Here is a 26,844-nt window from a genome sequence, read left to right as displayed (position 1 = left end):
ACGGGATCGGTTCCTCCCCGGGTGAACGACTCCCCGGGTGAACGACGAGGAGCCCTCCTGAAAGAGGAGGAGCCCTCGTGAACGGCGAGGAGCCGCGAGCGCGAGGGAAACGGCCGCTCGAGGGGAGAACCCGTCGGACGGAGGGGCCACCGGAGGGGAGGAAGGGAGGGGTCGCCGGAGGGGAGGATCCGGCGGGCGAGGGTTCCGAGGGCGAAGCCTCCGGAAGGGGGGAGACCTACTGGACAGGGGTGCCGCCGCGCCAGACCCGGCGGGGCTTGAGGCCGAAGGCCCAGGCGAAGGCACCCTCGTGGTCGGCGTCCCACTGGACGATGTCGGCCAGGCGGCCGGGGGCGAGAACGCCGCGATCGGGAGCGCCGAGGACCGTGGCACCACCGAGGGTGGCGGCCCGGAGGGCGTCGCCGACGCTCATGCCGAAGGCCGCGACGGCGAGGCTGATGACCAGGGACATCGAGGTGATGCCGCAGTGGCCCGGGTTGTGGTCGCTGCCGAGGGCCACCGTGACCCCCTGGGCGAGCATCCGGCGGACCGGGGGCAGGCTGCCACGCTGGAGAGCGGTCCCGGGGCAGACCACGGCGGGGACGCCGTAGCGGGCCAGTATCGCGATGTCCTCGTCGGTGGTGTGGTGGAGCAGGTCGGCGGAGGCGCAGCCGAGTTCGGCGGCGAGCTGGACGGCGCCGCGCCGGGTGTAGGCGCCGGCGTGCAGGCGTGGCAGCAGGCCGACGTTGCGTCCGGAGGCCAGGACCCAGCGGGCCTCCTCCGCGGTGAAGTGGCCCTCGTCGCAGTAGACGTCGACACCGTCGGCTCCCGCCGCGGCGGCGTCGGCGCACCAGGCGCCCACGGCCTCGACGTAGTCGCGCTGGCGGCCGAAATACTCGGGCGGGACGACGTGCGCGGCCATGAAGGTCACGTGCACCCGCGGCATCATCGGCTCTTTCTCCAGCTCGCGCAGGAGTCGCACGTCGGCCAGCTCGCCGTCACGGGTGAGGTGGTAGCCGGTCTTGGCCTCGATGGTGGTGGTGCCGCTGAGCAGCCAGTCGCGGAGCCGCTCGCGGACGCCGTTGCAGAGCGTCCAGGGGTCGGTGCCGCGGGTGACCGTCACGGTGGAGCCGATGCCGCCGCCCGCCGCGGTGATCGCGGACGGGGTGGACCCGCTGGAGCGCATCGCCATCTCGGCGTAGCGGTTTCCCGCGTAGACCGGATGGGTGTGCGCGTCGATCAGGCCGGGAGTGACCAGCGCGCCGCCCAGGTTCTCGACATGGTCGACGTCGACGATGTCGTCGACGACCCCCGGCACGCTCTGCGGAAGATCCGCGGCGCGGCCGACCCAGGCGATCCGGTCGTTGTGGACGAGGATCGCCGCGTTGCTGAACACGTCGTTTCCGGTCCAGAGCCGGCCGATGTTGGTCAGGAGGCGGACCGTCATCGCATCACCGCCTTGTGTTCAGGGGAAGACACCTGGAGGAGGACCGCACCCGGACGGGGCGAGCCGCCCCGGACGTCGCCGGGCACCGTGCCCTTCAAGCCCGCTGTGAGTCCGGACGGCATCGGGGGGTCTCCTGCTCTCATCCGCGTATTCGCTGTGCGGCGACAGTATCGCCGAGATCATGATCGGGCGATTTCAGTTCAGTTACGTTATTTCACAAGTCGGCCCGCTGTACAGGCTAATTGGGAAGAACGCCGCCCCTCCGCGACCGCACCTCACCCGTCGGCTCGACGATCACGCGTGGCGTTGAGCAACTTTCCACAGCTCAGACTACTTCTTCATCGCCCGTAACAGTAGTCACCAGAGCAACTTGCGTCATAACATCTCGCTAGATTTGCCTTATGGTAGCAATCTAAACCTTGGGCGACCACTGTCACTTTTGAGGCTTTTGTACGTTTTATCCCTCTTGTAGTACAGCCACATCGGGCCTCTCGGCGCAAGTTTCACCATTGAAACACCGTTCGCCACCACTCTAGGCTGACATCCGGAAGGCTCACGCCCCCTCGGCCCTCTTCCCCTGCGGCCCCCTCGCGACCCCTCCTGCGGCCCCCGCGCTCACCCGCGATCTTCCTCGGGACTCCGCGCGTGGCACGGCACCCTGAGATCACCCCCGAAGCCCGTGACGTGATACGGCCGCGCCGGCCGCTCGACCCGGTCGCCCCACCCTTCCGAAGCTCTGATGACAAGCGTCCCGCCCAACCTCAAAAAAGGTCGTAAGCAGGACGTCCCATGTAGCCTTTCGTGCGAATTGTCTCCAGGTCGTACGCATGGGAGTTGCCTTGTCCGTCCACGCGGACGCCGGTCGGCGTCGCATCGAAGAACTTTTCCAGGAGCACGAGGCGCGCGTCCTCAAGCGCTGGCTTGAGATCGCCCGTTCGTCCACCGGCGGCACCGGCAATCAGGCGGATCGCGGAGGTCTCGCCGACCAGTTGGGCGAGCTCTACCAGGCGCTGCGCCAGTCGTTCGACGACTCCGGCGACCTCAGCGACCTGCGCGGCCTGCTCGCCGAGCTCTCCCGGGACCGTGCCCGCCAGGGTTTCACCCCGACCGAGACCGCGATCGTGGTGTTCGGCCTGAAGGAGGCGCTCTACGAGATCGTCGAGGAGGACGGCTCTCCCGAGGCCGTGCGAGGTTTCATCTGGTTTTCCCGGGTAATCGACGACCTCGGGCTCTTCACCATGGAGAGCTACACGGCGGCCAGGGAGAAGATCATCATCGATCAGGCGGAACAGCTGCTCGAGCTGTCCACCCCGGTGGTCAAGCTCTGGGAAGGCATCGTCGCGGTGCCGCTGGTCGGCACGCTCGACTCGGCCAGGACCCAGGTCGTCATGGAGAAGCTGCTGCAGACGCTCGTCGACACCGGCTCCGAGCACGCGGTCATCGACATCACGGGTGTGCCCGCCGTCGACACCGAGGTCGCCCAGCACCTGCTCAAGACCGTGGTGGCGGCCCGGCTGATGGGCGCCGAGTGCGTGATCTCCGGCATCCGCCCGCAGATCGCCCACACCATCGTCACCCTCGGCATCGAGTTCGGCGACATCGTGACCAAGGCCACCCTCGCCGACGCGCTGGCTCACACGCTGCGGGCGAGCGGGGTCAAATTCGTCAAGGGCGGGGAGTCCCGCATAGCGGTACGGACGGTGGAGAGCTGATGGATCGCGTCCCCATCCTCAAGCTCGGCGACATCCTGATCGTCTCCATCCAGATCGACCTGCAGGACATGAGCGTGCTCGCGCTCCAGGAGGACCTGTCGGAGAAGGTGGTCGAGACCGGCGCGCGAGGAGTGATCATCGACATCACCGCCGTGGAGATCGTCGACTCCTTCATCGGCCGGATGCTGGCCACCATCGCGGCGATCTCCCGCATGCTCGACGCCGAGACGATCGTCGTCGGCATGCGCCCGGCGGTGGCGATCACCCTCGTCGAGCTCGGCCTCTCCCTCGGCGGCGTGCGCACGGCGCTCAACCTCGAGAAGGGCGTCGCGCTGCTGAACCAGATCGAAAGCTCCCAAGCCTCCACGGCCGCCTGGTGACGACCGTGGAGGAGTTGCCCATCAACGTCAACGGCGACGTCGTGCTGGTCCGCCAGCACGTCAGGACCGTCGCCGTGAACGTGGGCCTGTCCCTGGTCGACCAGACCAAGGTGGTGACCGCGGCCAGCGAGCTGGCCCGCAACGCCCTGGTGTACGCGGGAGGCGGGCAGGTACGGGTCGAGGTCGTCCACAAGGGCGTGCGGCGGGGCCTGCGGATGGTGTTCAGCGACAACGGGCCCGGCATCCCGGACATCGAGCAGGCGCTGACCGACGGGTGGACGACCGGCGGAGGCCTCGGCCTCGGCCTCAGCGGCTCCCGCCGCCTGGTCGACGAGTTCGACCTGGAATCGACTCCCGGTGAGGGCACGTTGATCACGGTGACGAAATGGGCACGCTGATCCACTCCCAGCACGACACCTGGGTACGGGCCGAGGACGCCAGCGCGATCGGCGCCCTCCGCCGTACCGCCGTGACGCTCGCGGAGATCCGCGGGTTCAGCGAGGAGGACACCGGGCGGGTCGCCGTCGCGGTGAGCGAGGCCGCGTCGAACCTGGTCAAGCACGCGACCGAGGGCGTGATGCTGATCCGCCCGCATCCGGAGCTGGACTCGGCCGTGGAGGTCCTCGCGATCGACCGGGGGCCGGGAATGCCGGACGTCTCGCGCGCCCTGCGCGACGGCTACTCCACCACCGGCACGCTCGGCATCGGGCTGGGCGGCATCGCCCGGATGGCCAGCGGGTACGAGGTTCACTCGATACCCAACCGGGGCACCGTTCTCGGCATGTACTTCGTCGCGCAGGACGCCTCGCGTCCTGCGTGCCGGGTGAGCGGCCTGACCCGCCCGATCGGCGAGGAGACCGTCTGCGGCGACGCGTTCGTGATCACCGAGGAGGGCACCACGACGACCGTGATGCTCTGCGACGGCCTGGGGCACGGACCCGCGGCCGCCCAGGCCGCCCAGGAGGCGGTACGGCTGTTCCTGCGGCACGCCGACCTCGCCCCGGTCACCGCCCTGGAGCGCATCCACGCCGGCCTCGGCCACACCAGGGGCGGCGCGGTCGCCGTGGCCCGCGTCGACGGCGCCGCGGGCACGGTGAGCTTCGCCGGCCTCGGCAACGTCTCCGCGTGGATCGCCCACAACGACGGCCGCCAGGGAATGATCTCCGTCCCGGGCATCGCCGGGCACAAGGCCAGGACCCTGCGCCAGTACGAGTACGCACTGCCCCGGCACGGCGTCGTCCTGCTCCACTCCGACGGCCTGACCGAACGCTGGGACATCACCTCCTATCCCGGGCTCGTCACGCGCCTCCCCTCCGTCGTCGCCGGCACGCTGCTGCGTGATGCCGGGACCCGCCGGGACGACGCCTGCGTGGTCGCCGTCAGGCCGGGCGCATGACCGGGGACGAGCTGAGCCGGATTCACGTCCAGGACGACCAGGACGTCTTCGCCATGCGCAAGCTGGGTCGCGAGGTGGCGGAGAGCGTGGGGCTGGAGGCCCAGGACCAGATCCGGGTGGCCACCGCGCTGAGCGAGATCGGCAGGGAGTTCGTCGAGGCGGGTGCCGACATCTCCGTCTCCTTCCGGCTGGAGCGGGACGCCCTGCTCGTCGCGGTCGACTTCTCGGCGAAAACCGACTTCCGTCCCTCGGACGGCGTGACACTGGCGGGGCGTCTCGTCGACCTCATCGAGCTCGATCCCGCCGAGGGAAGAATAAGCATGGTCAAACGGCTCCCGCAGGGCCGCAAGCCGAGACTCTCGGCGGAGGAGATCCGCGCCAAGATCGCCGCTTCGACACCCACCACCGCCCTCGACGAGCTGCGCAGGCAGAACAGCGAGCTCGCCGAGACCCTGGAGGAGGTCCTGCAGCTCAACACCGAGCTCCAGGAGACCAACCAGGGGGTGCTGGCGCTCTACAACCAGCTGTCCGAGGAGCTGGAGGAGACCAACCGCGGCGTCGTGGCGCTCTACGCGGAGCTGGACGAGAAGTCCGCGCAGCTCCGGGCGGCGAGCGACGCGAAGAACAGGTTCTGGGCCACCGTCAGCCACGAGCTGCGCACCCCCCTCAACTCGATCATCGGCCTGGTCCGCCTGCTGGTGGGACCGGGCGGGGATCCGCTGGCCGCCGAGCAGCTCCACCAGATCAACCTCATCGGCTCCTCGGCGGAGACGCTGCTGTCACTGGTGAGCGAGCTGCTCGACATGGCGAAGGCCGAGGCGGGGAGACTCGACCCCCAGCCCTCCATGGTCGATCTGGTGGCCCTGGCCGAACGGCTGCGCATGACGCTGCGCCCCACCACCGGCAACGACGAGGTGACGCTCACGGTAGAGGTCTCCCAGGCGCCGCGGGAGATGCTGGTGGACGAGGTGATGCTCACCCGAATCCTGCGCAACCTGCTCTCCAACGGGCTGAAGTTCACCGAGCACGGCGAGGTCAAGCTGAAGGTGAACCTCGACGCGGCCACCCACGACCTGGTCTTCACCGTGACCGACACGGGAATAGGCGTGCCCGAGGAGCACCTGGAACGCGTCTTCGAGGAGTTCTTCCAGGTTCCCGGGCCGATCCAGGTGCGGAGCAAGGGGACCGGGCTCGGCCTGCCGTACGCCCGGCGGCTGGCGGAGGCGCTGGGCGGCGCGCTGCACCTGGCCAGCGTCGCCGGGTCCGGCACCACGGCCACCCTGAGGCTGCCCTACCGGCACGACGGGGCTCCCGTGGTCGGCCGGTTGCTCATCGTGGACGACGACGAGGAGTTCCGCGCCACCGTACGCCGGATGCTCACCGGGTTCGCCGCGCACATCGACGAGGCCTCCGACGGGCTCATGGCCCTGGAGATGATGAAGGAGAACCCGCCCGACATCGCGCTGGTGGACCTGCTGATGCCCCGCCTCGACGGCACCGCGCTGATGCTGCGGATGTCGGACGACGAGCGGCTGCGCGAGGTTCCGGTGATCGTCGTGACCGTCGCCACGTCGCGCCAGGTCCCCGAGAGGGCACACATGATGATCTCCAAGCAGGGGCTCCGCCGTGACACCCTTCTGGAGGCGATCGGAAGCGCCCTCGGACACGTGGATGGGTGACAACGGGGCGACGGTACTCGTCGTGGACGACACCCCGACCAAGCTGTACATCCTGTCGAGCTGGCTGCGGCGCTCGGGGCACCAGGTCGTGCAGGCCACCGGCGGCATGGAGGCGCTCGTCAAGGTCAGGGAGCTGCGGCCGGACCTCGTCGTCCTGGACGTGCGGCTGCCCGACATCAGCGGCTACGAGGTCTGCGAGCAGATCAAGGCGGACCCGGCGACGTCCTCCATCCCGGTCATCCAGATCTCCGGGGCGGCGATCACCCCGGCCGACCGGGCGCAGGGCCTCGAACGCGGGGCCGACGCCTACCTGGCGGAGCCGGTCGAGCCGGACGAGTTCGCCGCGACCGTCGAGGCCACGCTGCGCTACTACCGCGCCCGGCAGCGGGCCGAGCTGATGGCCATGCGGCTGGCCGCCCTCACCGAGGTCACGCTCTCGATGAACGCCGCCGAGACGTTCGAGGAGCTCCTCGCCACGGCCGTCGAGGGAACCTCACGAATCATGGGGAGGCAGGCGGGCACGCTCGCCCTGCCCCCTGACGGCCGGACCCGCAGGTTCTCCGCCTTCCCCTCGGAGGCCCCCGTCGCCAAGGTCGCGGCGCCGGACACGCTGCCCGGGCTGAGCGCGATGTCCCTGGGCGCCGCCGCCGGTACGCAGGTCTTCACGGTGCCGGCCGCCGAGTGGCTGGAGCTGATGCCCGACGCGACGCTCAGTGGCGACGTCTCGGCCGTGGTCTGCCGCACCAAGCTGGGCAGACCTCCCGTCTACCTCGGGGTGGAGGGGACATCGCCACTCGACGCCGACGAGTCCAACGTGCTGCGCCAGCTCGGGCAGGCCCTCGCCCTGGCCGTGGACGCGCTGCGGGCGTACGCCGAGGAGCACGCGATCGCCCTCACCCTGCAGCGCAGCCTGCTGCCGACGCGGATCCCCGAGATCCCCGGGCTCGCGATCAGCTGGCGGTACCAGCCGGCGGTCGACAACGTCGAGGTCGGCGGCGACTTCTACGAGGTCCTGCGGATGGGCCGGCGGGTGCTCATCGCCATCGGCGACGTCCAGGGACACTCGCTGCTGGCCGCCACCGTCATGGCGGAGCTGCGCCACGCACTGCGCGCCTCCGTCATCGGCACCTCGGACCTCGGCGCGTCGATGGCGCTGCTCAACGAGGTGCTGCGGCGCTACCACCCCGGCATGACCGCCACCGTGTGCCTGCTCCTGCTCGACCCGGCGACCGGGGAGATGGAGATCGCGAACGCGGGGCACATCCCGCCCCTCTTCATCGCGGACGACCAGGCCGGCTATCACCGCCTGGGCAATCTCCTGCTGGGAGTGGCCGAGGAGACCTACCGGGTCGACCGGGTGAACATCCCCGAGGGAGGCTCGGTGCTGATGTTCACCGACGGGCTCATCGAGGACCGCGACAAGCTGCTCGACGAGAGCCTGGAGATCGTGCGGCACCTGGCGGAGCGGGTGGAGGAGGACCAGGAGGTCTTCTGCGACCGGCTGATCGAGCGGTTCGGCGCCAGGGAGGACGACGTGGCGCTGGTGATGTTCCGCCGCGGGGCGCGTCGCTGAGACCCTTCGCCGTACCGTCCCGCGGGACGGTACGGCGTGCCGGAAGGGCGGGTCAGACGGCGGTCTCGACCGGCTTGGCGGTCTTCTCCAGCTCGGCGAAGAGGCCGGGCAGGACCCTGGCGTGCAGGACCGTGCCGTCCCCGGTGTGCTCGACGCCGAGGACCTCGCCCTCCTTGTGCGCCCGGGAGATCAGGTCGCCGCGCTCGTACGGCACGAGAAGCCTGACCTCCTGGTCGAAGCGGGGCAGCTCCCGCTCGATCACGGCCCTCAGCTCGTCGAGCCCGGCACCGGTGCGGGCCGAGACCACGACGGTGTGACTCTCCTTCGCGGTCAGCTGGGCCAGCACCACCGGGTCGGCGGCGTCGGCCTTGTTGATGACCACGATCTCGGGGATGTCGCGGGCGCCCTCGATGTCACCGATCACCTCGCGCACAGCGGCGAGCTGCGACTCGGGGTCGGGGTGCGAGCCGTCGACCACGTGCAGGATCAGGTCGGCGTCGCCGACCTCCTCCAGCGTGGAGCGGAACGCCTCGACGAGCTGGTGCGGCAGGTGCCGGACGAACCCGACGGTGTCGGCCAGCGTGAACAGGCGGCCGTCGGGCGTGTGCGCTCTGCGGACCGTCGGGTCGAGCGTGGCGAACAGGGAGTCCTCGACCAGCACTCCCGCGCCGGTCAGCCGGTTCAGCAGCGAGGACTTGCCCGCGTTGGTGTATCCGGCGATGGCCACGGCGGGGACCTCGCGCTGCAGGCGCCGCGAGCGCTTGGTCACGCGGGCGGTGGTCATCTCGCCGATCTGGCGGCGCAGCTTGGCCATCCGCTCGCGGATCCGGCGGCGGTCCAGCTCGATCTTGGTCTCACCGGGGCCACGACCGCCCATGCCGACGCCGCCCGCGGCGCGACCGCCGACCTGGCGGGACAGGTTGCCACCCCAGCCTCGCAGGCGCGGCAGCAGGTAGTTGAGCTGCGCGAGCTCGACCTGCGCCTTGCCCTCGCGGCTCTTGGCGTGCTGGGCGAAGATGTCGAGGATCAGCATGGTCCGGTCGATGACCTTGACCTTGACGATCTCCTCCAGCTGGCGGAGTTGGCCGGGGCTCAGCTCTCCGTCGCACACCACGGTGTCGGCACCGGTGGCGGAGACGATGTCGGCGAGCTCCTGTGCCTTTCCCGAACCGATGTAGGTCGCGGTGTCGGGCTTCTGCCGGCGCTGGATCAGACCCTCCAGCACTTCCGAACCCGCGGTCTCGGCGAGGAGCTTCAGCTCCAAGAGGGAGTTCTCGGCGTCGGTCGCCGTTCCGGAGGTCCAGACGCCGACCAGGACGACCCGCTCAAGCCGCAGCTGGCGGTATTCGACCTCGGTGACGTCTTCCAGCTCCGTGGAGAGGCCCGCCACCCGGCGGAGTGCCTGGCGCTCGGCCAGATCCATCTCGCCGTTGTCGAGCAGGTCGTCGAATCGGTCGATGTCCAGCGGCTCACGAGTGTCTATGTCGTCGCTCCATTCAGATGGTTGGTGCTTACGCGTTCTTCTCATATGAGTGAACGCCCGAACACCCCGGGTCTCTTCCCCCCGATGGTGCCACGGGAACCCCTACGTCATCACCTGGTTATCACCACTTCGTCCCCGCGGGGCCCGGGCGCCCCGATCGGGCTCCGGGGAACGCCCCGGGGTCGTGGCGTCAGGGAAGCAGGACCTGGGCGTCACCGGAACCGGTCTTCAGCGTGACCTTGCGGGGCGAGGCGGGGTCCTTCGTCACCTCCACGGCCTCGTCACCGGAGCCGGTCTCGGCGGTGACGTCGTAGCCGCCCTGGGGAAGGTACGCGACGACGTCGCCGCTCCCGGTCTCGATCCGCACCCCCTCGGGCGCGGCGGAGAATCTCGCCTCGATGTCGCCGGAGCCGGTCTCGGCGGTGAACCGCTTGGAGGTGAGGCTGCCGGCCTCGATGTCGCCGGAGCCGCTCACGGCGTTCACCTCCCCGGTCAGCCCGCGCATCGTGATGGTGCCCGAGCCGGTGTCGAGCTTGGTCGCGAGGCCCCGCGGGATCTCGACCTTGTAGTCCACCGTGCAGTTCCCGCGGCACTCGTCGCGCAGGGTGAGCGTGCCGCCGTCCACCGGGTGCCGGGGGGTGGGCTTGTCGCCGCGCCAGTGGATGGTCTCGGTCACGTGGACGGCCGTCCGGTCCGACTCGGTGACCACGATGTCGCCGGAGCCGGCGGCGACGTCCAGGTTCGTCAGCTTGGCGGTGACGTCGTAGGAGACGACCTCCTGCCGCCGCTCGCGGAAGTCGAGGGCGAGGTCGCATCCCGAGAGCACGAACACCGACCCCAGGACCGCTCCGGTGACGAGCATGTTCTTCCTCATGCGCTCAATCCTCGATTTCCCGGGAAGCCCTCGCTCCCCATGTGCGACCGGTCCGTTCTCCCCCTCTGCCGAGGGCGCTGACCCCACTCTCTCCGAGTCCGCCTCCCAGATCATCGGGGAACTCCCCGAGCGAGCCCTGAGGAAGACCCTGCCTTTGACCCGCAACCGACCCTCAAGTAGCGTCGATTCCACAATTCAGAATTACTTTTCTACTATGCGGAAAATTGCACGGAAAGAGGGACTCATGGACGGTGTGGAGATCGGCGGCCCCATCCAGGACCGCTTCGACGAGATCCTCACGCCGGAGGCACTGGCCTTCGTGGCCACCCTCCAGCGTGAGTTCGACGGCCGACGCCTGGAGCTGCTGGAGGCCCGCCAGGCCCGCCAGGCGGAGCTGTCGGCGGGCGGCACCCTCGACTTCCTGTCCGAGACCAGGCACGTGCGCGAGTCCGAGTGGCACGTCGCCCCGCCCGCGCCCGGGCTGGTGGACCGCCGCGTGGAGATCACCGGCCCCGTCGACCGGAAGATGACGATCAACGCGCTGAACTCGGGCGCCAAGGTCTGGCTGGCGGACTTCGAGGACGCCAACGCCCCCACCTGGGAGAACACCATCGGCGGCCAGCTCAACCTGCGCGACGCGCTCGACCGGACCCTGGACTTCTCCGCCGGGGAGAAGAATTACGCCCTCAAGCCGGACACCGAGCTGGCCACCATCGTGGTCCGTCCCCGCGGCTGGCACCTGGACGAGAAGCACCTCACCCTCGACGGCAGGCCGTTCTCCGCCTCCCTCGTCGACTTCGGCCTCTACTTCTTCCACTCGGCGCAGCGGCAGATGGCCAAGGGCAAGGGCCCGTACTTCTACCTGCCGAAGATCGAGTCGCATCTGGAGGCCCGTCTCTGGAACGACGTCTTCGTCAGGGCCCAGGAACTGCTCGAGATCCCCCAGGGGACGATCCGGGCGACGGTGCTCATCGAGACCTACCCGGCCGCGTTCGAGATGGAGGAGATCCTCTACGAGCTCCGCGACCACTCCGCGGGCCTCAACGCGGGCCGCTGGGACTACCTCTTCAGCGTGATCAAGAAGTTCCGCACCCGCGGCCGCGAGTTCCTGCTGCCCGAGCGCAACGCCGTGACGATGACCGCCCCGTTCATGCGCGCCTACACCGAGCTGCTGGTCCGCACCTGCCACCGGCGCGGGGCCCACGCCATCGGCGGGATGGCCGCGTTCATCCCCTCCCGCCGCGACCCCGAGGTCAACAAGGTCGCTCTGGAGAAGGTCACCGCCGACAAGACCCGCGAGTCCGGTGACGGTTTCGACGGCTCGTGGGTGGCGCACCCCGACCTCGTGCCGATCTGCCGCGACGTCTTCGACGCCGTTCTCGACGACCGGCCGAACCAGCTCCACCGCCTGCGCGAGGACGTCTCCGTCTCCGCCGCCGACCTGCTCGCGGTCTCCAAGACCCCCGGCGACATCACCGAGGCGGGGCTGCGCAACAACGTGGACGTGGCGCTGCGCTACCTGGCCGCCTGGATGGGCGGGCAGGGCGCGGTGGCGATCCACAACCTGATGGAGGACGCGGCGACCGCCGAGATCTCCCGTTCCCAGATCTGGCAGTGGATCCACAACGGCATCGAGCTCGCCGACACCGGCAATGTGGTGACCAGGGAACTGGTCGAGAAGATCATTGACGAGGAGCTCGCCAAGATCGAGGCGGAGCCCGGCTACGACGAGACCCTCTACGGCCAGGCCACCGCCCTGTTCAAGGAAGTCGCCCTGGACGACGACTTCGCGGAGTTCCTTACTCTCCCGGCGTATGCGCGTATGCCGTGACATGACCATTCCGACGGTGAGGAATCCTCATCCCCTGGCGGGGATTCCTCACTCCGAGCGGCCACCGGGGGCGGATGCGGACGTCGGGCCGAGTGGATACTTTGCGTGCATGAGCGATGACAGGAACGGCGAGGGAGCCGGACAGGACGGGTACGAAGCGCTGCTCGACGCCGTCAAGCGCGAGATCATCGGCAGCAGGGGGCGGGTGGCACTGCTCACCACCGACACCGAGCTGATCCGCCAGTACTGGCGGATCGGCCGCCACATCCTCGACCGGCAGCCGGACGAGGAGTGGGGAAGGAAGATGGTGCCCCGGCTCTCGGCCGACCTGCGCGGCGCGTTCCCCGAGGCGACGGGCTACTCGCGGACCAACCTCCTCTACATGAGGGCCTTCGCGGCGGCCTGGCCCGACTCCGTCCCGCAGACTGCGCGGCCGATTCCCTGGGGTCACCACATCGTCCTGCTGGATATGCTGGACAACAGGGCGACCAGGGAGTTCTACGCGCGCAAGACCGCGGACGAGGGATGGGCCAGGGGCGTCCTGATCACGATGATCAAGGGCCGGCTCCACCTGCGCATCCGCCGCTCCCCGGCAGGACCCGCCCGCACGCCGCCCTCCCCCGACTGCCGGGCGTCGCAGCGGGCGGCCGGCGAGCCCCGCTTCGCCGGTCTCGTGGACGAGGGCCCCAGGCACGGCAGGAACGCCGGCGCCCCCGCGCTGAGCGAGAATTCGAGACGAGGATGACGAGGGTGCCGTCCTCGATCGGCCGATGGAGGCCGGCGGGCACCGGCGGCGCCGGTCCGCCGGGCACGCCGGGCACGCCGGAGGAGGAACGATGTCGACGAAGACCCTGGACGAGCCGGCCCGCAGGTTCGAGGAACTCCTCGGCCCCGGGTCGGTCATCACCGATCCCGTACGGCTGCGCACCTACGAGTGCGACGGGCTGACCCACCACCGGGTCACCCCCGGCGTCGTGGTGCTGCCCGAGAGCGCCGAGCAGGTCGCGGCCGTGGTGAGGATCTGCAACGAGTACGGCCTGCCGTTCGTGGCCAGGGGCGCCGGGACGGGACTGTCGGGCGGCGCCCTGCCACGGGCCGACGGGGTGCTGGTCGTGACCTCGAAGATGCGGCGGATCCTCTCCGTCGACCTGCCGAACCGGCGGGCGACCGTGGAGCCGGGGGTCACCAACCTGGCGATCACCGAGGCCGTCCGCGACCTGGGCTACTACTACGCGCCCGACCCCTCCAGCCAGCAGGTCTGCACGATCGGCGGCAACGTGGCGGAGAACTCCGGCGGCGCGCACTGCCTGAAGTACGGCTTCACCGTCAACCACGTGGTCGGCCTGGAGATCGTCACCCCCGACGGCGACATCGTCGAGCTCTCGGACACCGACCCCGGCTACGACCTGCTGGGCGCGTTCGTCGGCTCGGAGGGCACCCTCGGCATCGCGACCAAGGTCGTCGTACGGCTGAGCAGGCTGCCCGAGTCCGTCACGACGCTGCTCGCGGCGTTCGAGGACATCGAGCGGGGCGGGCAGGCGGTGTCGGCGATCATCGGCGGCGGCATCGTGCCCGCCGCGATCGAGATGATGGACGCCCTCGCCGTCGAGGCGGCCGAGGCGGCCGTGGCGTGCGCCTATCCCGAGGGCGCGGGGGCGGTGCTCATCGTGGAGCTGGACGGCCCCGCCGAGGAGGTCGCGCACCAGTTCGGCGAGGTGACGCGGATCTGCCGGGAGAGCGGCGCGTTCGAGATACGGGTCGCCGACGACCCGGCGGAGCGGGCCGCGATCTGGCGGGGCCGCAAGTCGGCGTTCGCCGCGGTGGGCCGGATCAGCCCCGCCTACATCGTCCAGGACGGCGTCGTCCCCCGGACCGCGCTGTCCGGGGTGCTGGCGAGCATCGACGCCCTCTCCCGCGAGTACGGCATCAGGGTGGCGAACGTCTTCCACGCCGGTGACGGCAACCTGCACCCGCTGGTGTTGTTCGACGACGCGGAGCCGGACGCGGAGGAGAGGGCGGAGATCGTCTCGGGGAGGATCCTCGACCTGTGCATCGAGCACGGCGGCTCCATCACCGGCGAGCACGGCGTCGGCGTGGACAAGTCCCGATATATGACCAAAATGTTCTCCGAGGACGATCTCAACACCATGCAGCTGGTGCGCTGTGCCTTCGACCCCCGCGGCCTGTCGAACCCGGGCAAGATTTTCCCGACCCCCCGGCTGTGCGGCGAGGTCCCCGGGGTCCGCAAGGGCGTGCACCCGCTGGTCGAGTCGGGACAGGCGGAGCAGTTCTGATGGGAACACCGCTGGAGGCGGCTTTGACGGCACCGGTGAATACGCTGAGGGCACTGAGGGCACTGAGGGCACTGCGCGAGACGGGCGTGACGATCAGGGAGGCGACCGCCGACGACGCGGTGGGCGGGGTGCGGTCGCGCTGGGTGGCCCTGCCGGAGAACACCGGGGAGGTCGCCGCGCTGATGCGTGTCTCGGCGGCGCACGACCTGGCCGTGGTCCCGGTGGGAGACGGCACCAAGCTCGACTGGGGCAATCCCCCCGAACGGTGCGACCTGCTGATCGACACCTGCTGCCTGCTCCTGGGGAACGGGTCGGGGGTCGAGCACTCCTCGGGCGACCTCGTGGCGCGGGCCGGCGCGGGGCTTCCCCTCGACGTCCTCGACGACACGCTCTCGCGATCGCGGCAGGAACTCGCCCTGGACACCCCCCTGGGCACCGGCACGGTCGGCGGCACGCTCGCCACCGCGGTCGCCGGGCCCCGCAGGTTCCGCTACGGCACCGCCCGCGACCTGCTGATCGGCATCACGGTCGTGCTGGCCGACGGCACGATCGCCACCTCTGGCGGCAACGTCGTCAAGAACGTCGCGGGCTACGACCTGGGCAAGCTCTTCACCGGCTCGTACGGCACGCTCGGCGTCATCACCGAGGCCGTCTTCCGCCTCCACCCGATCCCGGCCGGCCGCCGCTGGGTCACCGTGGACCTGCCCGCCTCCATCGGGCCGGGTTCTCCCACGGCGAAGGACTCGTCGTCCGCGCCGGTCGCGCTGCCCGCGCTGGTCGCCGAGCTCGCGGCCTCGCAGGCCGAGCCGAGCGCCGTCGAGCTGGACTGGCCGGACCTCACCGGCGGGCCCACCGTGTCCGCGCTCGTCGAGGGGGTGGCGGCCGGCGCCCGGGCCGAGGCCGTACGCAAGACGATGGACGAGTGCGGGAGCGCGCGGATCACCACCGAGGCGCCCGCCTGGTGGACGGTGCCGCCCGGCGAGGAGGTGCTGCTGGAGCTGCGGGTCCCGCCCGCCGCCGCGTACCCGGCGCTGCGGGCGGTCGCCGCCCGCGGGCTGCCCGCGCGCGTGCGTGGGTCGGTGGCCTCCGCGGTCCTGCTGGTCGCCTTGCCAGAAGATGTCGGAGAGGCGGAGTTCGCCGGGTTCGTGACGGGCGTACGCGACGACCTCCGGCGGCTCGGCGGCGGGCTGACGGTGCTCGCCGCGCCCGCCGCCCTCGCCCGCGGGATCGACCGCTGGGGCCCGTCGGGCGCCCTGCCGCTGATGCGACGGGTCAAGGAACGGTTCGACCCCGGCCGGAGGATGTCCCCCGGCCGGTTCGCGGGAGGGATCTGACGTGGACCCTGAGCTGATCAACGACTGCGTGCACTGCGGGTTCTGCCTGCCCTCGTGCCCGACGTACGTCCTGTGGGGCGAGGAGATGGACTCCCCGCGCGGCCGGATCCACCTGATGAAGCAGCACGTCGAGGGCACCCCGCTGACGCCGGAGATGGCCGGGCACTTCGACGCGTGCCTGGGGTGCATGGCGTGCGTGACCGCCTGCCCGTCCGGGGTGAGGTACGACCGTCTGATCGAGCAGACCCGGGCCGAGGTGGAGCGGGTGCACGTGCGGGAGCCGGACGACAGGGCGCTGCGGGCGCTGGTCTTCCAGCTGTTCCCCTATCCCCGGCGGCTGCGGGCGATGCGCCTGCCACTGCGGCTCAGCGCCGGGCTGCGCCGGGCGGTCGCGCCGAGACTGGAGCGGATCAACCCGTCCCTGGCGGCGATGGCCGACCTCGCTCCCCCGGCCGCCGCCAGGGTGCGGCTGCCGCGCCGGGTCGCGGCGCGGGGGACGCGCAGGGCCACGGTCGGGATGCTCACCGGCTGCGTGCAGGGGGAGTTCTTCCCTCAGGTCAACGAGGCCACGGCCCGGGTGCTCGCGATGGAGGGCTGCGACGTGGTGATCCCGCCCTCGCAGGGCTGCTGCGGGGCGCTGTCGCTGCACTCCGGCCAGGAGAGGCAGGCCCTGCGGTTCGCGAAGCGGACGATCACCACCTTCGAACGGGCGGGCGTCGACACGATCGTGGTCAACGCCGCCGGCTGCGGGTCGACGATGAAGGACTACGCGGAGATCCTCGAGAGCGAGGGCGAAGACTGGGCGGACAGGGCGCGGGCGATCAGGACCGTCGACCTGGCGGAGTATCTCGTCGCGCTCGGCCCGGTGGCCGAGCGGCATCCGCTGCCGCTCACCGTGGCCTACCACGACGCCTGCCACCTGGCCCACGCCCAGGGGATACGGTCGGAACCCCGAAAGCTCCTGGACGGCGTCCCCGGCCTGGAGCTGAGGGAGATCGCCGAGTCGGCGATCTGCTGCGGCTCGGCGGGGACCTACAACCTGTTCCAGCCGGAGACCGCGAGGGACCTCGGTGACCGCAAGGCGGAGCGGGTGCTCGCCACCGGCGCCGACCTGCTGGTCTCGGCCAACCCCGGCTGCACCATGCAGATCGCCGCGGCGATCCGCCGCCGGGGCGCCGAACCCGTCCCCGTGGCGCACACCGCCCAGGTCCTCGACGCCTCGCTGCGCGGACTGGCGAGGGTGCCGTGAGCGGGGGTTCGGTGAGCGGGGGCCCGGTGAGCGGCCCGCCCGGCCGGTGCGGGATCGAGGGGGGCGCATGAGCGCGGTGCAGTCGGTCGACCGGGCGCTGGACGTGCTGGAGGCGCTGGCCGAGCGGGGCGGCGAGGCCGGGCTCTCGGAGATCGCGGCCGGCACCGGGCTGCCGTACGGGACGATCCACCGGCTGCTGCGCACGCTCCTCGCCCGGGGCTACGTACGCCAGGAGTCCGACCGCCGCTACGCCCTGGGCGGCGCGCTGGTGCGGCTCGGCGGGGTGGCCGAGCGCATGGTCGGCGTGTGGGCGCAGCCGTACCTGACGAGGCTGGTCGAGCTGTCGGGCGAGACGGCCAACCTGGCGGTGCTGGAGGGTGACTTCGTGGTCTACGTCGCCCAGGTGCCCTCGCCGAGGCGGCTGCGGATGTTCGCGGAGGTCGGCAGGCGGGTGCTGCCGCACAGCACGGCCGTGGGGAAGGTCCTGATGGCCGGCAGGGCGGACACCGAGGTGGCGTCGCTGGTCGAGCGGACCGGTATGCCGCGCAGGACCGCCAACACGATCACCGACCTGCCCGGGATGCTCGCCGAGCTGGAGCGGGTGCGAGAGCACGGGTACGCGATGGACCTGGGCGAGGAGGAGCTGGGCGTGCACTGCCTGGCGGTGGGCGTACGGGACGGGGCGCGGACGATCGCCGCGCTGTCGGTGTCCGGACCGGCCGAGCGCATCACCGCGCTCGACCAGCGGGACCTCGCCGAGGGCATGCGCAGGATCGCGCACGACTTCGGCGCCGAGCTGGGCCCGGTCATGCCCGACCGGGCGGACCGCACGTCGTGAGCCGGTCGCCCACCCCGGCGGATACGGCGTGAGGCGGCCACGGGATCATCCGGCGGCGGCCGCAGGACGAGGATTCCGGGGACGGGCACACTTTCTGCCCTGACTCCCCGGCGACTCCCCGGCCGCCCCCTTCCTGCGACGGCCGGGCGAGGGTTCCGGGCGCCGGGGTCAGCGGCCCTGAGGGGTGATATTGAGGTCGCTGCCCTGCGGCACCGGCACCACGCTGACCTGCCCCTTCTGGATGGCCTGCCAGAGCACGGCGCCCTGCGGGCCGAGAACCTTGACCAGGTCCTTGATCGATTCGATCTCGGTGCGGACCTTGGCGTTGCGCTGGGTCTGCGCGACGTTCTCCGCCTTGGCCGCCTGCTCCGAGGCCAGAGCGGCGACCAGCGCCTCCGGCGGCTCGGGCTTCTGGATGGTCAGGGAGATGTCACCGCACTGCCCGCTGCCCCCGTAGTTCTGGTTGCAGAAGTAGTCGCCCCCGGCCGTCGCCTTGATGAACTCCCTGGCGAGCTGGCCGACCCGCGCCTCCCAGGCCTGCTTCACCTTCGGGTCGTTGAACAGTCCCCGCCACTCGAACTCCTGCGAGGCGGCGTCCAGCGCGCGGTCCAGCGGCACCCGCATGTAGATGTTGAGCATCCGCCGCCAGCCGTCGGACGACTCGCCCTCCTCGTAGTAGGCGCGGAACTTCAGCCCGATCTTCTCGTGGAACTGCTGGAGCGTCCTGCAGTCGGTGTTCAGCGTGAACGTCGCCACCCCGGACACGGTCATCTCCACGTTGTCCTTGGAGACCACGGACAGCGGCTTGGACTCGGCGTCGTCCGCCCCGGAGAAGTCGAAGGTCCGCTGGCCGAACGGGTAGGAGTATCCGTTGTCGCCGGGGCCCAGGAGCGTGGCGCCGCTGGAGGGGTTGATGCACTTCTCGAACTTGATGGCCTCCAGGGCACCGCCCGCGTAGTGCAGGACCACCTCGTCGGGCTGGGTGCTCACCCGCGAGCACGCGCTGAGGGCGAACCCGGAGACCACCAGCAGGGCGACCACGAGGAGGAACCCCTTCAGCAACAACCGCCTGCCGCCACCGGCCTTCTGAGCGCTCATCATCTCTCCCTTTGCACCCGTTTCGTGAAGGCGGAGCTTAGTGGCGGCCGATCACGGACGGTGGGGCCTCCGGCGACTCGACGCCCAAGGGAGACATATACATCTATGGAACCCGATGCAGGTGACCGGCGGAGTAGGAGGTGAGAGCGCGGACGCGCTCCGGTAAGGATGCACCGTGACAACGACTGGACGAAGCGGGTGGTGACACTGGGTCTCCCCCAACGGGCCGGGGCCTTCCCGCCGCCCACACCCGCCGACGACACGACCGACGCGACACTGATCGGGGAGTCCCTGACGGACCCCGACCGGTTCGCGGGACTCTTCGACCGCCACGCCGACGAGATCCACCGGTACGTGGCGCGGCGGCTGGACGACGTGACCACGGCCGACGACGTGACGGCCGAGACATTCCTCGCGGCCTTCCGCAAGCGGGCCCGGTACGACCTCGGCCGCGCCGACGCCAGACCCTGGCTGTACGGGATCGCCTCCAACCTGATCTCCGGTCACCGCAGGTCGGAGACCCGCAGGCTGAAGGCGCTCGCCCGGCAGGCTCCCGAGCGCGCGGCCGAGTTCGAGGACCGCAGCGCCGAGCGCGTCACCGCCGACCGGCTCAGGCCCGCCCTCGCCGCCGCGCTGGCCGGGCTCGGCTCCGCCGAGCGGGACCTGCTCCTGCTGGTGGCCTGGGCCGACCTGACCTACGAGGAGGCCGCGCAGGCGCTCGGCATCCCGATCGGGACCGTCAGGTCCCGCCTCTCCCGCACCCGGACCAAGATCCGCCGCTCCCTGGAGTCGCACAGATGAACGACGACGAGATCCAGCTGGTGGCCGCCATCCGGCCCGAGGCTTCCCCGTACGACGACCAGGCGAGGCAGGCGGCCCGGCGGGGGCTGGTCGCGGCCGCCACGCCGCAGGCCCGGGGTTGGCGGCCGCGGTGGCGCGGACCGTACGCGATGGCCCTGGCCGGGGCGCTCGCGGTGGCGGTGGGGGCGACCGCGATCACCCTGGCACGGGCTCCCGGCGGTTCGCCGGGCCCCGTGGAGGAGGTCGTGGTGACGATGCCAAAAATCGTCGCCGTCTCGGCGGGCGAGGTGCTCGACAGGGCGGCGCGGGCGACCGTGCGGACGGACCTGGCGCCGCGTGACGACCAGTTCGTCAAGGTCGAGTCGGAGACGATGTACGGCTTCTACGGCGACGAGGCCACGAACGCGGAGACGGGTGAGGCCGGCGGGGAGACCCGCTACCTCTACCGGACCAAGCGGGCCATCTGGCTGTCGGCCGATGGGACGAGGAACGGCGTGGTGCGGATCGAACACCTGGAGCCCAAGGCCTACCCGGGCTGGCCGATCCCCGAGAGCGCGTACGAGCGGACCGGCGTCGAGACGCTCCCGCTGGTGAACTGCGGGAAGACCCCCGACTACATGCGCACCGACCACGCCGCGCTCAAGAAGCTCCCCACGGACGTCGAGGGGATGCGCGCCCACCTCTACACCGGCGACCGGGGTGGCAACTCCAAGGACGAGGCGGCCTTCACCGCGGCGGGCGACATGCTCAGGGAGACCTACATGCCTCCGGCGCAACGGGCGGCACTGTTCAAGGCGGTGGGCACCATCCCCGGGGTCGACGTCACCGAGCGGGCCGAGGACGCGGCGGGACGCCAGGGGATCGGCGTCGGCCGGGTCGGCGTCGGCGGCGTCAGGGAGGATCTGATCTTCGACGCGAAGACGTACGAGCTGCTCGGCGAGCGCGGGATCGTGGTCGACGAGAAGGCCGCCAGGTCTCCCAAGGGCAGCCTGGTCGCCTCGACCGCCCGGCTCTCGGTCACCGTGGCCGACGAGGCTCCCGAGGTGGAGATCACGGACGCGGACAAATGCGGCTGACAGCCGCCCTCCCGGTCCCGCCCGCACCGCGGGCCCGGGGTTCCCGGCGCCGCTGACCGGCCGGACGGTGCGCGAGACGGGCCTCCGGTTCTCCGGCCCCGCCTGCCGGCCGGACGGTGCGCGAGACGGGCCCGGGGTTCCCTGCTCCGCCCTTCGTGGTCAGGCGTGAACGCTGTGGACGGGTGATCCGTCGGCCGCGCAGTGGACCTCGACCTTGACCTCGTCCTCCTCGGACTCGAACTCGACGCGGGCCCGGCCGGCGGGTCCGCGCTCGACGTCGTCGGCCTGGAATCCCTGGGCGGGGCTCCAGGACCGGAGGGTGACCAGGCCGTTCTCGCACCGGGCGATGACCTTGCCGCCCACCGTGGTGATCAACCGGCTCTTGCCGGGCTCCGGGGCGGGCGTGGCGGTGGTGGTGACGGTCGGCGCGGGAGTGGGCCCGGCGGGGTCCGGGGTGCCCTCGGCGAGAGGAGCGGACGGGGGGACGGAGGGCGGGACGGACGGGGGAAGGGCGTTGGGCAGGGACGAGGCGAGGGCGAGCGCCTCGTCGACCTCGGCGGCGGAGAGCGGCCGGAGCCCGGTGTCCGTCAGCGGCTCGCTGAGCCGGTCGATCACCGCCACCCCCACTCCGATCGCGAGGAGCCCGGTGATCAGCCACCCGGCCACGACCAGGGAAAGACGCTTGCGCATGCCCTCACTGTGCCACCGGAAACGATAAGACAACGCTAAGGAGCCGCTAACCCGCTTTTGACGCGGTACGGAAGGGGGCTAACGTGACGGCAAATGTCGAACGTGCTGCTCATCGAGGACGACGTCGCGATCCGCACCTCCCTCACCCGGGGCCTGCGCGACCGCGGCCACGCCGTGTCGTCCGCCCCCGCCGCTCTCGACGGCCTGCGGCTGGCCGTCGAGGAACGCCCCGACCTGGTCGTCCTCGACCTCGGTCTGCCCGACATGGACGGCCTGGACCTGCTGCGGATGCTCCGCGCGGTGAGCCGGGTCCCGGTGATCGTGGCGACCGCGCGGGACGGCGACGCGGAGATGGTCAGGTTGCTGGACGCGGGTGCCGACGACTACGTGGTCAAGCCGTTCAGCGCGGCCCAGCTCGACGCGCGGATCCGCGCGGTGCTCCGGCGGGTGGCCGGTGAGAGCCGCGCCGACAGCGCGGTCACCGTGGGGGGCCTGCGGATCGACCCGCGCACCCGGGAGGCGACCCTGGACGGGACGCCGCTGGATCTGAGTCCCCGGGAGTTCGACCTGCTCCACTACCTGGCGGCCCGGCCCGGCGAGGTGGTCACCAAGCGGGAGCTGCTCACCCACGTCTGGCAGATCCCCTACGGCGGAGCCGACAAGACGGTGGACGTCCACCTCTCCTGGCTGCGCCGCAAGCTGGGCGAGACGTCCCAGGAGCCCCGCTACCTGCAGACCGTCAGGGGTGTCGGCGTGCGGCTGGCCGCCCCGGCATGAGGCGCTGGCTGACCCTGCTGGTCGCGGCGACCACCTCCCTCGTGCTGATCGCGCTGCTGGTCCCGCTCGCCCTGCTGGTCCGCACGGTGGCGGTGAGCGGGGCGGTCAGCGAGGCCGAGAGCGAGGCCGAGTCGGTGGCGGTCGTGGTCGGCGCGGTGGACACCGAGACCCTGCGGCTCACCGCGGAGCAGGCCGAGCATCCGGTCACGGTCTTCCTCCCCGGCGGCGAGGTGATCGGCGATCCCGCCCCGCGCTCCGCCGCCGTGGAACTGGCCTCCCGCGGTCGCAGCGTCACCGCCGCCGCCCCCGGCGGGCGGGAGATCCTGGTCGCGGTCCAGGGGGCACCCGGGGGTACGGCGGTGGTCCGGGTGTTCCTGGACGACGGCCGCCTGACCAGGGGCGTGCCCCAGGTCTGGGCCGGGCTGGCGGCGCTCGGCCTGGCCCTGGTCGGGCTGGGCGTGCTGGTCGGCGACCGGCTGGCCCGCGCGGTGATCAGGCCGATCACCGCGCTGGCGGGGGTGTCGCACCGGCTCGCGGCGGGCGATCTGTCCGCCAGGACGGTGCCCGACGGCCCTCCGGAGGTGCAGGCGGTCGGCGTCGCCCTCAACCACCTGGCCGAGCGCATCACCGGTCTGCTCGCGGAGGAGCGGGAGAGCGCCGCCGACCTGTCCCACCGGCTGCGCACCCCGCTGACCGGGCTGAGGCTGGAGGCGGAGTCGCTGGCCGATCTCGAGGAGTCGGCCAGGATCGAGGCGCGGGTGGACGCCCTGGAACGCGCCGTCACCTCGGTGATCACCGAGGCCAGGCGGCGGGGGCGTGAGCGGGCCGAGTGCGACGCGGCGGCGGTGACCGGGGCGCGGGTCGCGTTCTGGTCGGTGCTCGCCGAGGACCAGTCGCGGCACTTCACCCTCGATCTGGTCCCCGGCCCGCTGCCGGTCGGGGTCGCCGCGGACGACCTCGCCGCCTGCGTGGACGCCCTGCTCGGCAACGTGTTCGCGCACACGCCGGAGGGGGTCTCGTTCTCCGTACGGCTGGAGGCGACCGGCGGCGGCGCGCTGCTGACCGTCGCCGACGCCGGTCCCGGCTTCGCCACGCCCGACCCGTCGCAGCGCGGCGAGAGCGGTGCCGGGTCGACCGGTCTCGGCCTCGACATCGCCCGCCGGACGGCGGAGTCGGCGGGTGGCTCGCTGTCCCTGGGGGCCTCCCCCGAGGGCGGGGCGAGCGTGATCCTGTTCCTGCCGGCCGTCACGCCCTGAGGCCGAGGGCGGAAGGCTACTCCCGCTCCTGCTGGAGGAGGTTCATCACCATGATCACTCCATGGGGCGACATGTCGTCGGTGTGCAGGAGGGAGAGCTCGGCGTTGAGCCGGGCGGGACGTCCCCTCCGGTTCACGCCGTCCAGGGTGACGGCGTCGGCGCGGCCGTTCCCCGGCTCGGGCCCCGCCTCCAGCATCCGCTGAGCCCTGGTCAGAAGCTCCGCGACGGGGAGGCCGATGTCGAGGGAGGCCAGCCGGCAGCCGATCGCCTCGTCGGCGCGGAGCCCCCACAGCTCCTCGGCTCCCGGGCTCCAGATCACCACCCGCGTGTCGGTGTCGATCACGGCCACGGCGTCGCCGAGGCTGCGCACCACCGAGGAGACGAGGAGGGTGGCCCGCTTGAGCTCGTCACTGCGGGAGTTGAGGGTGTCGTTGATCTGCTGGAGCTCGTCGTTGGTCGACTGCAGCTCCTCGTTCATCGTCTCCAGCTCCTCGTTGGTGGACTGCAGCTCCTCGTTGGTGGTCTCCAGCTCCTCGTTGGTGGACTGCAGCTCCTCGTTGGTGGTCTCCAGCTCCTCGTTGGTGGACTGCAGCTCCTCGTTGGTGGTCTCCAGCTCCTCGTTGGTGGACTGCAGCTCCTCGTTGGTGGTCTCCAGCTCCTCGTTGGTGGACTGCAGCTCCTCGTTGGTGGTCTCCAGCTCCTCGTTGGTGGACTGCAGCTCCTCGTAGGCGTGCTCCAGCTCCCGGTTCGTCTGCTCCAGCCGGTCGCGAAGCTGGCGGTAGCGCGTCACCTCGTGGAAGGTGACGCCGACACCGACCAGCTCACCGCCCGGCTCCAGGAGCGGGACGACTGCGATGTCGAAGACGCTCGGCTCCGGCGTGTTCGGCCGGTGCCAGGTGACGTCCTGCAGCTCGGCGACGCGCAGGTCCAGCTCCACCTGCTCGATCACCGAGCGGAGCTCGACCGGCCGGTAGGACACCTCCAGGTCCTGGAACGGCCGCCCGATGTCTCGGGGGTTGAGGTTGAAGAGCAGTTCGGCGCGCGAGTTCGCCAGGACGAGGTTCCTGGAGCGGTCGAGCGCGATCTGCGCGACCGGGCCGGTGGCGAGCGCCGCCGCCTGCAGCACCGTGTGCCGCACGTACGGGCGGGTCTGCGACACGCCGGCACCGGGGGCCCAGGTGGTCCTGCTGCCCGGCGGCGGCGATCCGATCTTCTTGAACAGCCTCATCCGGAGGTTCACCGGCTCGAACCTGTCGCCGTGGTTCAGCAGCATCTCCGCCTTGCCCAGGAAGAGGTAGCCGGGGTCGGAGAGCGCGAAGTGAAACCGGCGCACGATGCTGAGCTGGGTCTCGCTGTTGAAGTACATCAGCGTGTTGCGGGCCAGCAGGAGGTCGACCCGGGAGATCGGCGCGTCGCGCGTGAGATCGTTGCGACCGAAGATCAGCTGGCGTCGCAGGTCGCGCCGGAACGCGAAACCGGCCTCCACCGGCTCGAAGTAGGTCTGGCGCAGATCTTCCGGCACCTCGGCGAGCTGCCGCTCGCTGTACACGGCCGTCCGCGCCGTCTGGAGGGCCTTCTGGTCGAGGTCCGTGGCGTATATCTTCACCCGCTCGCGGAAATCGTCCATGCCGAGCTCTTCGGCCAGCACCATCGCGAGGCTGTAGGCCTCCTCGCCCGTCGCGCAGCCGGCGCTCCAGATCCGGATCACCTTGCCGGGCCCCTTGCTCGCCAGCAGGCTGGGGATCACGGTCTCGCGGAGCGTCTGCCAGGCGGCCGGATCGCGGAAGAAGGCGGTGACGTTGATCAGCAGGCTGTCGAAGAGCCGGTTGAACTCCTCGGGTTCCAGCTCCAGATAGTCCCGGTACTCGCCGTAGTCACGGAGCTTGAGCGCCTCCAGACGCCTGCTGATGCGGCGCATGAGGGTGGTGCGCTTATATCCCGTGAAGTCGAAGCCGCGCGTCTCCTTCAACATGAGCAGGAGGTCGTCGAATTCACGTTCGTCGCCGGGCATCACACTGCCAGCCTAGGCCCGTCACCGACCGCTACGTGAGGGCAAGGGTGTCCCCGGTGCCGTCGATGCGGCTTTGTAGCATTCGCATCGTCTCCAGTGCCTGCCTGGTCTGCTCGGCGTCCTCCCGCAGGCGCCGCGACGAGTGTTTCCTTCCCTGCGCCTCCGCGCGCCCCAGCATGCGCTCCAGCATGCGCAGCCGCTCCTCCAGCCGCAGGACCGCCGTCCACAGCGCCCGCTCCACGGCCTCGGCCTGGCTCGCGGCCATGCCCTGCGGGGACCATCCGTGACCCACCCGGCAGCCGTAGTGGGCCTCGCCGCCGTTCTTCGCCTCGTACACGGGGCCGCCGCACTCCGGGCAGCTCAATCCGGTGAGATCGCCCCCGTACGGGCCGATCTCACCGGATAACAGGTAGAGGGCGACCTCTTTCTCGATGCCCGGATCCTTCACGACCTCGTCCTCGACGATCGTGCGGCTCTGCCGCACGATCCACTCGGCGATCTCCTCCACAGGGAACGCCTCCGCGCTCCGTGCCGCGGCCAGGGCGGCGCGGGGCATCCCGTCGAACATGCTCTGCCGGGGATCCTGGACGGCGACCGCGCCGAGATGGCGCTCCACCACGGCGCACCCCCTCGCCCCGTCGTCGAGCGTGCCGCTCAGCACGACGGCGAGCGTACGGGGACCCGCGTCCAGCGCGGCGCTGAGGAACAGCGGGTCGGCGGCCGGCCGGTGACCGTTGTAGCGGGGGCCGCGCGAGAGCCTGATCGCGCCGTCCCGGACCATCAGGTGGCGGTCAGGAGGCGCCACGTAGACCCGGCCGTGCCGCAGGGGCTCGCCGTCTCCCGCGGTGGCGGCCTCCAGCGGCCCGGCCCGGTCGAGGATCCCCGCGAGGCTGCTCCCCCCGCGGGGGGGCAGGTGCAACACCACGAGGACGGAGGCGGCGAGATCGCCGGGCAACCGCGCGAGCAGGGCGCGCAGAGCCTCCACACCACCGGCCGAAGCCGCGACGACCACCACATCACGCCCGCTGGAACCTGCCACATTTAGCTT

General features: G+C 71.1%; 23 protein-coding genes. 16 read left to right on the top strand and 7 right to left on the bottom strand.

The window, feature by feature from the left end; all coding sequences use genetic code 11:
* Positions 1–235: 235 nt before the first annotated feature.
* On the bottom strand, positions 236–1,444 hold the full coding sequence (gene hutI / locus ACTOQ2_RS11400) for an imidazolonepropionase (RefSeq protein ID WP_350974555.1): 1,209 nt from the start codon (positions 1,442–1,444) through the stop codon (positions 236–238).
* Positions 1,445–2,271: 827 nt separating this feature from the next.
* Here hutI and ACTOQ2_RS11395 point away from each other — a divergent pair.
* The 6 genes from ACTOQ2_RS11395 to ACTOQ2_RS11370 are packed head-to-tail and all read left to right on the top strand — an operon-like array spanning position 2,272 to position 8,184.
* Positions 2,272–3,156 carry an STAS domain-containing protein gene (locus tag ACTOQ2_RS11395; RefSeq protein WP_440099612.1) on the top strand — a complete coding sequence of 295 codons (885 nt, stop codon included), beginning with the start codon at positions 2,272–2,274 and terminating at the stop codon, positions 3,154–3,156.
* Positions 3,156–3,536 carry an STAS domain-containing protein gene (locus tag ACTOQ2_RS11390; protein ID WP_440083107.1) on the top strand — a complete coding sequence of 127 codons (381 nt, stop codon included), beginning with the start codon at positions 3,156–3,158 and terminating at the stop codon, positions 3,534–3,536. The genes ACTOQ2_RS11395 and ACTOQ2_RS11390 overlap by 1 nt, the downstream gene beginning before the upstream one ends.
* Positions 3,533–3,934 (top strand): anti-sigma regulatory factor, encoded by a 402-nt coding sequence (locus tag ACTOQ2_RS11385; RefSeq protein WP_440099611.1) that lies wholly within the window; start codon positions 3,533–3,535, stop codon positions 3,932–3,934. The genes ACTOQ2_RS11390 and ACTOQ2_RS11385 overlap by 4 nt, the downstream gene beginning before the upstream one ends.
* Positions 3,922–4,932, top strand: coding sequence for an ATP-binding protein (locus ACTOQ2_RS11380; RefSeq protein ID WP_440070129.1), 1,011 nt, complete (start codon positions 3,922–3,924; stop codon positions 4,930–4,932). Before ACTOQ2_RS11385 ends, ACTOQ2_RS11380 begins: the two co-directional genes overlap by 13 nt.
* Positions 4,929–6,611 carry an ATP-binding response regulator gene (locus ACTOQ2_RS11375; RefSeq protein ID WP_440099610.1) on the top strand — a complete coding sequence of 561 codons (1,683 nt, stop codon included), beginning with the start codon at positions 4,929–4,931 and terminating at the stop codon, positions 6,609–6,611. Before ACTOQ2_RS11380 ends, ACTOQ2_RS11375 begins: the two co-directional genes overlap by 4 nt.
* Positions 6,604–8,184, top strand: coding sequence for a SpoIIE family protein phosphatase (locus tag ACTOQ2_RS11370; protein ID WP_440099609.1), 1,581 nt, complete (start codon positions 6,604–6,606; stop codon positions 8,182–8,184). The genes ACTOQ2_RS11375 and ACTOQ2_RS11370 overlap by 8 nt, the downstream gene beginning before the upstream one ends.
* Before the next feature lie 52 nt (positions 8,185–8,236).
* Here ACTOQ2_RS11370 and hflX read toward each other — a convergent pair whose 3' ends face one another.
* Together hflX and ACTOQ2_RS11360 are read right to left on the bottom strand one after the other, a co-directional pair.
* Positions 8,237–9,607, bottom strand: a complete 1,371-nt coding sequence (gene hflX / locus ACTOQ2_RS11365) for a GTPase HflX (RefSeq protein ID WP_440070215.1) — start codon at positions 9,605–9,607, stop codon at positions 8,237–8,239.
* A gap of 250 nt (positions 9,608–9,857) precedes the next feature.
* On the bottom strand, positions 9,858–10,541 hold the full coding sequence (locus tag ACTOQ2_RS11360; protein ID WP_440099608.1) for a DUF4097 family beta strand repeat-containing protein: 684 nt from the start codon (positions 10,539–10,541) through the stop codon (positions 9,858–9,860).
* A 244-nt stretch (positions 10,542–10,785) separates the two neighbouring features.
* On the opposite strand from ACTOQ2_RS11360, the gene aceB reads away from it, so the two are divergent.
* The 6 genes from aceB to ACTOQ2_RS11330 all read left to right on the top strand — a co-directional run bounded on the left by aceB (position 10,786) and on the right by ACTOQ2_RS11330 (position 18,087).
* Positions 10,786–12,372: a malate synthase A gene (aceB, locus tag ACTOQ2_RS11355; RefSeq protein WP_440099607.1), complete on the top strand. Its 1,587-nt coding sequence runs from the start codon at positions 10,786–10,788 to the stop codon at positions 12,370–12,372.
* A 109-nt stretch (positions 12,373–12,481) separates the two neighbouring features.
* Positions 12,482–13,117, top strand: coding sequence for a DUF1016 N-terminal domain-containing protein (locus ACTOQ2_RS11350; RefSeq protein WP_440099606.1), 636 nt, complete (start codon positions 12,482–12,484; stop codon positions 13,115–13,117).
* 91 nt (positions 13,118–13,208) lie between these two features.
* Positions 13,209–14,666 carry an FAD-binding oxidoreductase gene (locus tag ACTOQ2_RS11345; RefSeq protein ID WP_440070135.1) on the top strand — a complete coding sequence of 486 codons (1,458 nt, stop codon included), beginning with the start codon at positions 13,209–13,211 and terminating at the stop codon, positions 14,664–14,666.
* Positions 14,666–16,000, top strand: coding sequence for an FAD-binding oxidoreductase (locus ACTOQ2_RS11340; RefSeq protein ID WP_440099605.1), 1,335 nt, complete (start codon positions 14,666–14,668; stop codon positions 15,998–16,000). The genes ACTOQ2_RS11345 and ACTOQ2_RS11340 overlap by 1 nt, the downstream gene beginning before the upstream one ends.
* 1 nt (position 16,001) lies before the next feature.
* Complete coding sequence (locus tag ACTOQ2_RS11335; RefSeq protein WP_440099604.1) at positions 16,002–17,249, top strand: (Fe-S)-binding protein; 1,248 nt, start codon at positions 16,002–16,004, stop codon at positions 17,247–17,249.
* A 67-nt stretch (positions 17,250–17,316) separates the two neighbouring features.
* A complete protein-coding gene (locus tag ACTOQ2_RS11330; protein WP_440099603.1) occupies positions 17,317–18,087 on the top strand; it encodes an IclR family transcriptional regulator in 771 nt (256 codons plus the stop codon).
* Between the two features lie 168 nt (positions 18,088–18,255).
* Here the strand turns inward: ACTOQ2_RS11330 and ACTOQ2_RS11325 are convergent, their stop codons facing one another.
* Positions 18,256–19,185: an SPFH domain-containing protein gene (locus ACTOQ2_RS11325; RefSeq protein ID WP_440099602.1), complete on the bottom strand. Its 930-nt coding sequence runs from the start codon at positions 19,183–19,185 to the stop codon at positions 18,256–18,258.
* Between the two features lie 201 nt (positions 19,186–19,386).
* Here ACTOQ2_RS11325 and ACTOQ2_RS11320 point away from each other — a divergent pair, with 201 nt between their 5' ends.
* Both ACTOQ2_RS11320 and ACTOQ2_RS11315 read left to right on the top strand, forming a co-directional pair.
* A complete protein-coding gene (locus ACTOQ2_RS11320; RefSeq protein WP_440099601.1) occupies positions 19,387–19,986 on the top strand; it encodes an RNA polymerase sigma factor in 600 nt (199 codons plus the stop codon).
* The gene (locus ACTOQ2_RS11315) at positions 19,983–21,062 is read left to right on the top strand and encodes a CU044_5270 family protein (RefSeq protein ID WP_440099600.1); all 1,080 of its coding nucleotides are present in this window, start codon (positions 19,983–19,985) and stop codon (positions 21,060–21,062) included. The genes ACTOQ2_RS11320 and ACTOQ2_RS11315 overlap by 4 nt, the downstream gene beginning before the upstream one ends.
* Positions 21,063–21,221: 159 nt before the next feature.
* Here ACTOQ2_RS11315 and ACTOQ2_RS11310 read toward each other — a convergent pair whose 3' ends face one another.
* Complete coding sequence (locus tag ACTOQ2_RS11310; protein ID WP_440099599.1) at positions 21,222–21,752, bottom strand: hypothetical protein; 531 nt, start codon at positions 21,750–21,752, stop codon at positions 21,222–21,224.
* A 93-nt stretch (positions 21,753–21,845) separates the two neighbouring features.
* Between ACTOQ2_RS11310 and ACTOQ2_RS11305 the strand changes: the two genes are divergently transcribed.
* A complete protein-coding gene (locus ACTOQ2_RS11305; RefSeq protein WP_440083092.1) occupies positions 21,846–22,529 on the top strand; it encodes a response regulator transcription factor in 684 nt (227 codons plus the stop codon).
* A complete protein-coding gene (locus tag ACTOQ2_RS11300; RefSeq protein ID WP_440099598.1) occupies positions 22,526–23,785 on the top strand; it encodes a HAMP domain-containing sensor histidine kinase in 1,260 nt (419 codons plus the stop codon). Before ACTOQ2_RS11305 ends, ACTOQ2_RS11300 begins: the two co-directional genes overlap by 4 nt.
* Positions 23,786–23,801: 16 nt before the next feature.
* Here the strand turns inward: ACTOQ2_RS11300 and ACTOQ2_RS11295 are convergent, their stop codons facing one another.
* Both ACTOQ2_RS11295 and ACTOQ2_RS11290 read right to left on the bottom strand, forming a co-directional pair.
* Positions 23,802–25,796, bottom strand: coding sequence for a CheR family methyltransferase (locus tag ACTOQ2_RS11295; protein ID WP_440099597.1), 1,995 nt, complete (start codon positions 25,794–25,796; stop codon positions 23,802–23,804).
* A gap of 31 nt (positions 25,797–25,827) precedes the next feature.
* Positions 25,828–26,835 carry a chemotaxis protein CheB gene (locus tag ACTOQ2_RS11290; protein WP_440099596.1) on the bottom strand — a complete coding sequence of 336 codons (1,008 nt, stop codon included), beginning with the start codon at positions 26,833–26,835 and terminating at the stop codon, positions 25,828–25,830.
* Positions 26,836–26,844 lie beyond the last annotated feature (9 nt).

It is taken from the genome of Streptosporangium sp. H16 (assembly GCF_051918855.1).
In the GTDB taxonomy this organism is placed as follows: domain Bacteria; phylum Actinomycetota; class Actinomycetes; order Streptosporangiales; family Streptosporangiaceae; genus Streptosporangium.
This window is presented reverse-complemented; position numbering and strand designations above follow the sequence as displayed.

Bases quoted from the DNA above. Each gene is read 5' to 3' on its own strand.
- hutI (WP_350974555.1), bottom strand. From the start codon at position 1,444: ATGACGGTCCGCCTCCTGACCAACATCGGCCGGCTCTGGACCGGAAAC.
- ACTOQ2_RS11395 (WP_440099612.1), top strand. From the start codon at position 2,272: ATGGGAGTTGCCTTGTCCGTCCACGCGGACGCCGGTCGGCGTCGCATC.
- ACTOQ2_RS11390 (WP_440083107.1), top strand. From the start codon at position 3,156: ATGGATCGCGTCCCCATCCTCAAGCTCGGCGACATCCTGATCGTCTCC.
- ACTOQ2_RS11380 (WP_440070129.1), top strand. From the start codon at position 3,922: ATGGGCACGCTGATCCACTCCCAGCACGACACCTGGGTACGGGCCGAG.
- ACTOQ2_RS11375 (WP_440099610.1), top strand. From the start codon at position 4,929: ATGACCGGGGACGAGCTGAGCCGGATTCACGTCCAGGACGACCAGGAC.
- ACTOQ2_RS11370 (WP_440099609.1), top strand. From the start codon at position 6,604: ATGGGTGACAACGGGGCGACGGTACTCGTCGTGGACGACACCCCGACC.
- hflX (WP_440070215.1), bottom strand. From the start codon at position 9,607: ATGGATCTGGCCGAGCGCCAGGCACTCCGCCGGGTGGCGGGCCTCTCC.
- ACTOQ2_RS11360 (WP_440099608.1), bottom strand. From the start codon at position 10,541: ATGAGGAAGAACATGCTCGTCACCGGAGCGGTCCTGGGGTCGGTGTTC.
- aceB (WP_440099607.1), top strand. From the start codon at position 10,786: ATGGACGGTGTGGAGATCGGCGGCCCCATCCAGGACCGCTTCGACGAG.
- ACTOQ2_RS11350 (WP_440099606.1), top strand. From the start codon at position 12,482: ATGAGCGATGACAGGAACGGCGAGGGAGCCGGACAGGACGGGTACGAA.
- ACTOQ2_RS11345 (WP_440070135.1), top strand. From the start codon at position 13,209: ATGTCGACGAAGACCCTGGACGAGCCGGCCCGCAGGTTCGAGGAACTC.
- ACTOQ2_RS11340 (WP_440099605.1), top strand. From the start codon at position 14,666: ATGGGAACACCGCTGGAGGCGGCTTTGACGGCACCGGTGAATACGCTG.
- ACTOQ2_RS11330 (WP_440099603.1), top strand. From the start codon at position 17,317: ATGAGCGCGGTGCAGTCGGTCGACCGGGCGCTGGACGTGCTGGAGGCG.
- ACTOQ2_RS11325 (WP_440099602.1), bottom strand. From the start codon at position 19,185: ATGAGCGCTCAGAAGGCCGGTGGCGGCAGGCGGTTGTTGCTGAAGGGG.
- ACTOQ2_RS11315 (WP_440099600.1), top strand. From the start codon at position 19,983: ATGAACGACGACGAGATCCAGCTGGTGGCCGCCATCCGGCCCGAGGCT.
- ACTOQ2_RS11310 (WP_440099599.1), bottom strand. From the start codon at position 21,752: ATGCGCAAGCGTCTTTCCCTGGTCGTGGCCGGGTGGCTGATCACCGGG.
- ACTOQ2_RS11305 (WP_440083092.1), top strand. From the start codon at position 21,846: ATGTCGAACGTGCTGCTCATCGAGGACGACGTCGCGATCCGCACCTCC.
- ACTOQ2_RS11300 (WP_440099598.1), top strand. From the start codon at position 22,526: ATGAGGCGCTGGCTGACCCTGCTGGTCGCGGCGACCACCTCCCTCGTG.
- ACTOQ2_RS11295 (WP_440099597.1), bottom strand. From the start codon at position 25,796: ATGCCCGGCGACGAACGTGAATTCGACGACCTCCTGCTCATGTTGAAG.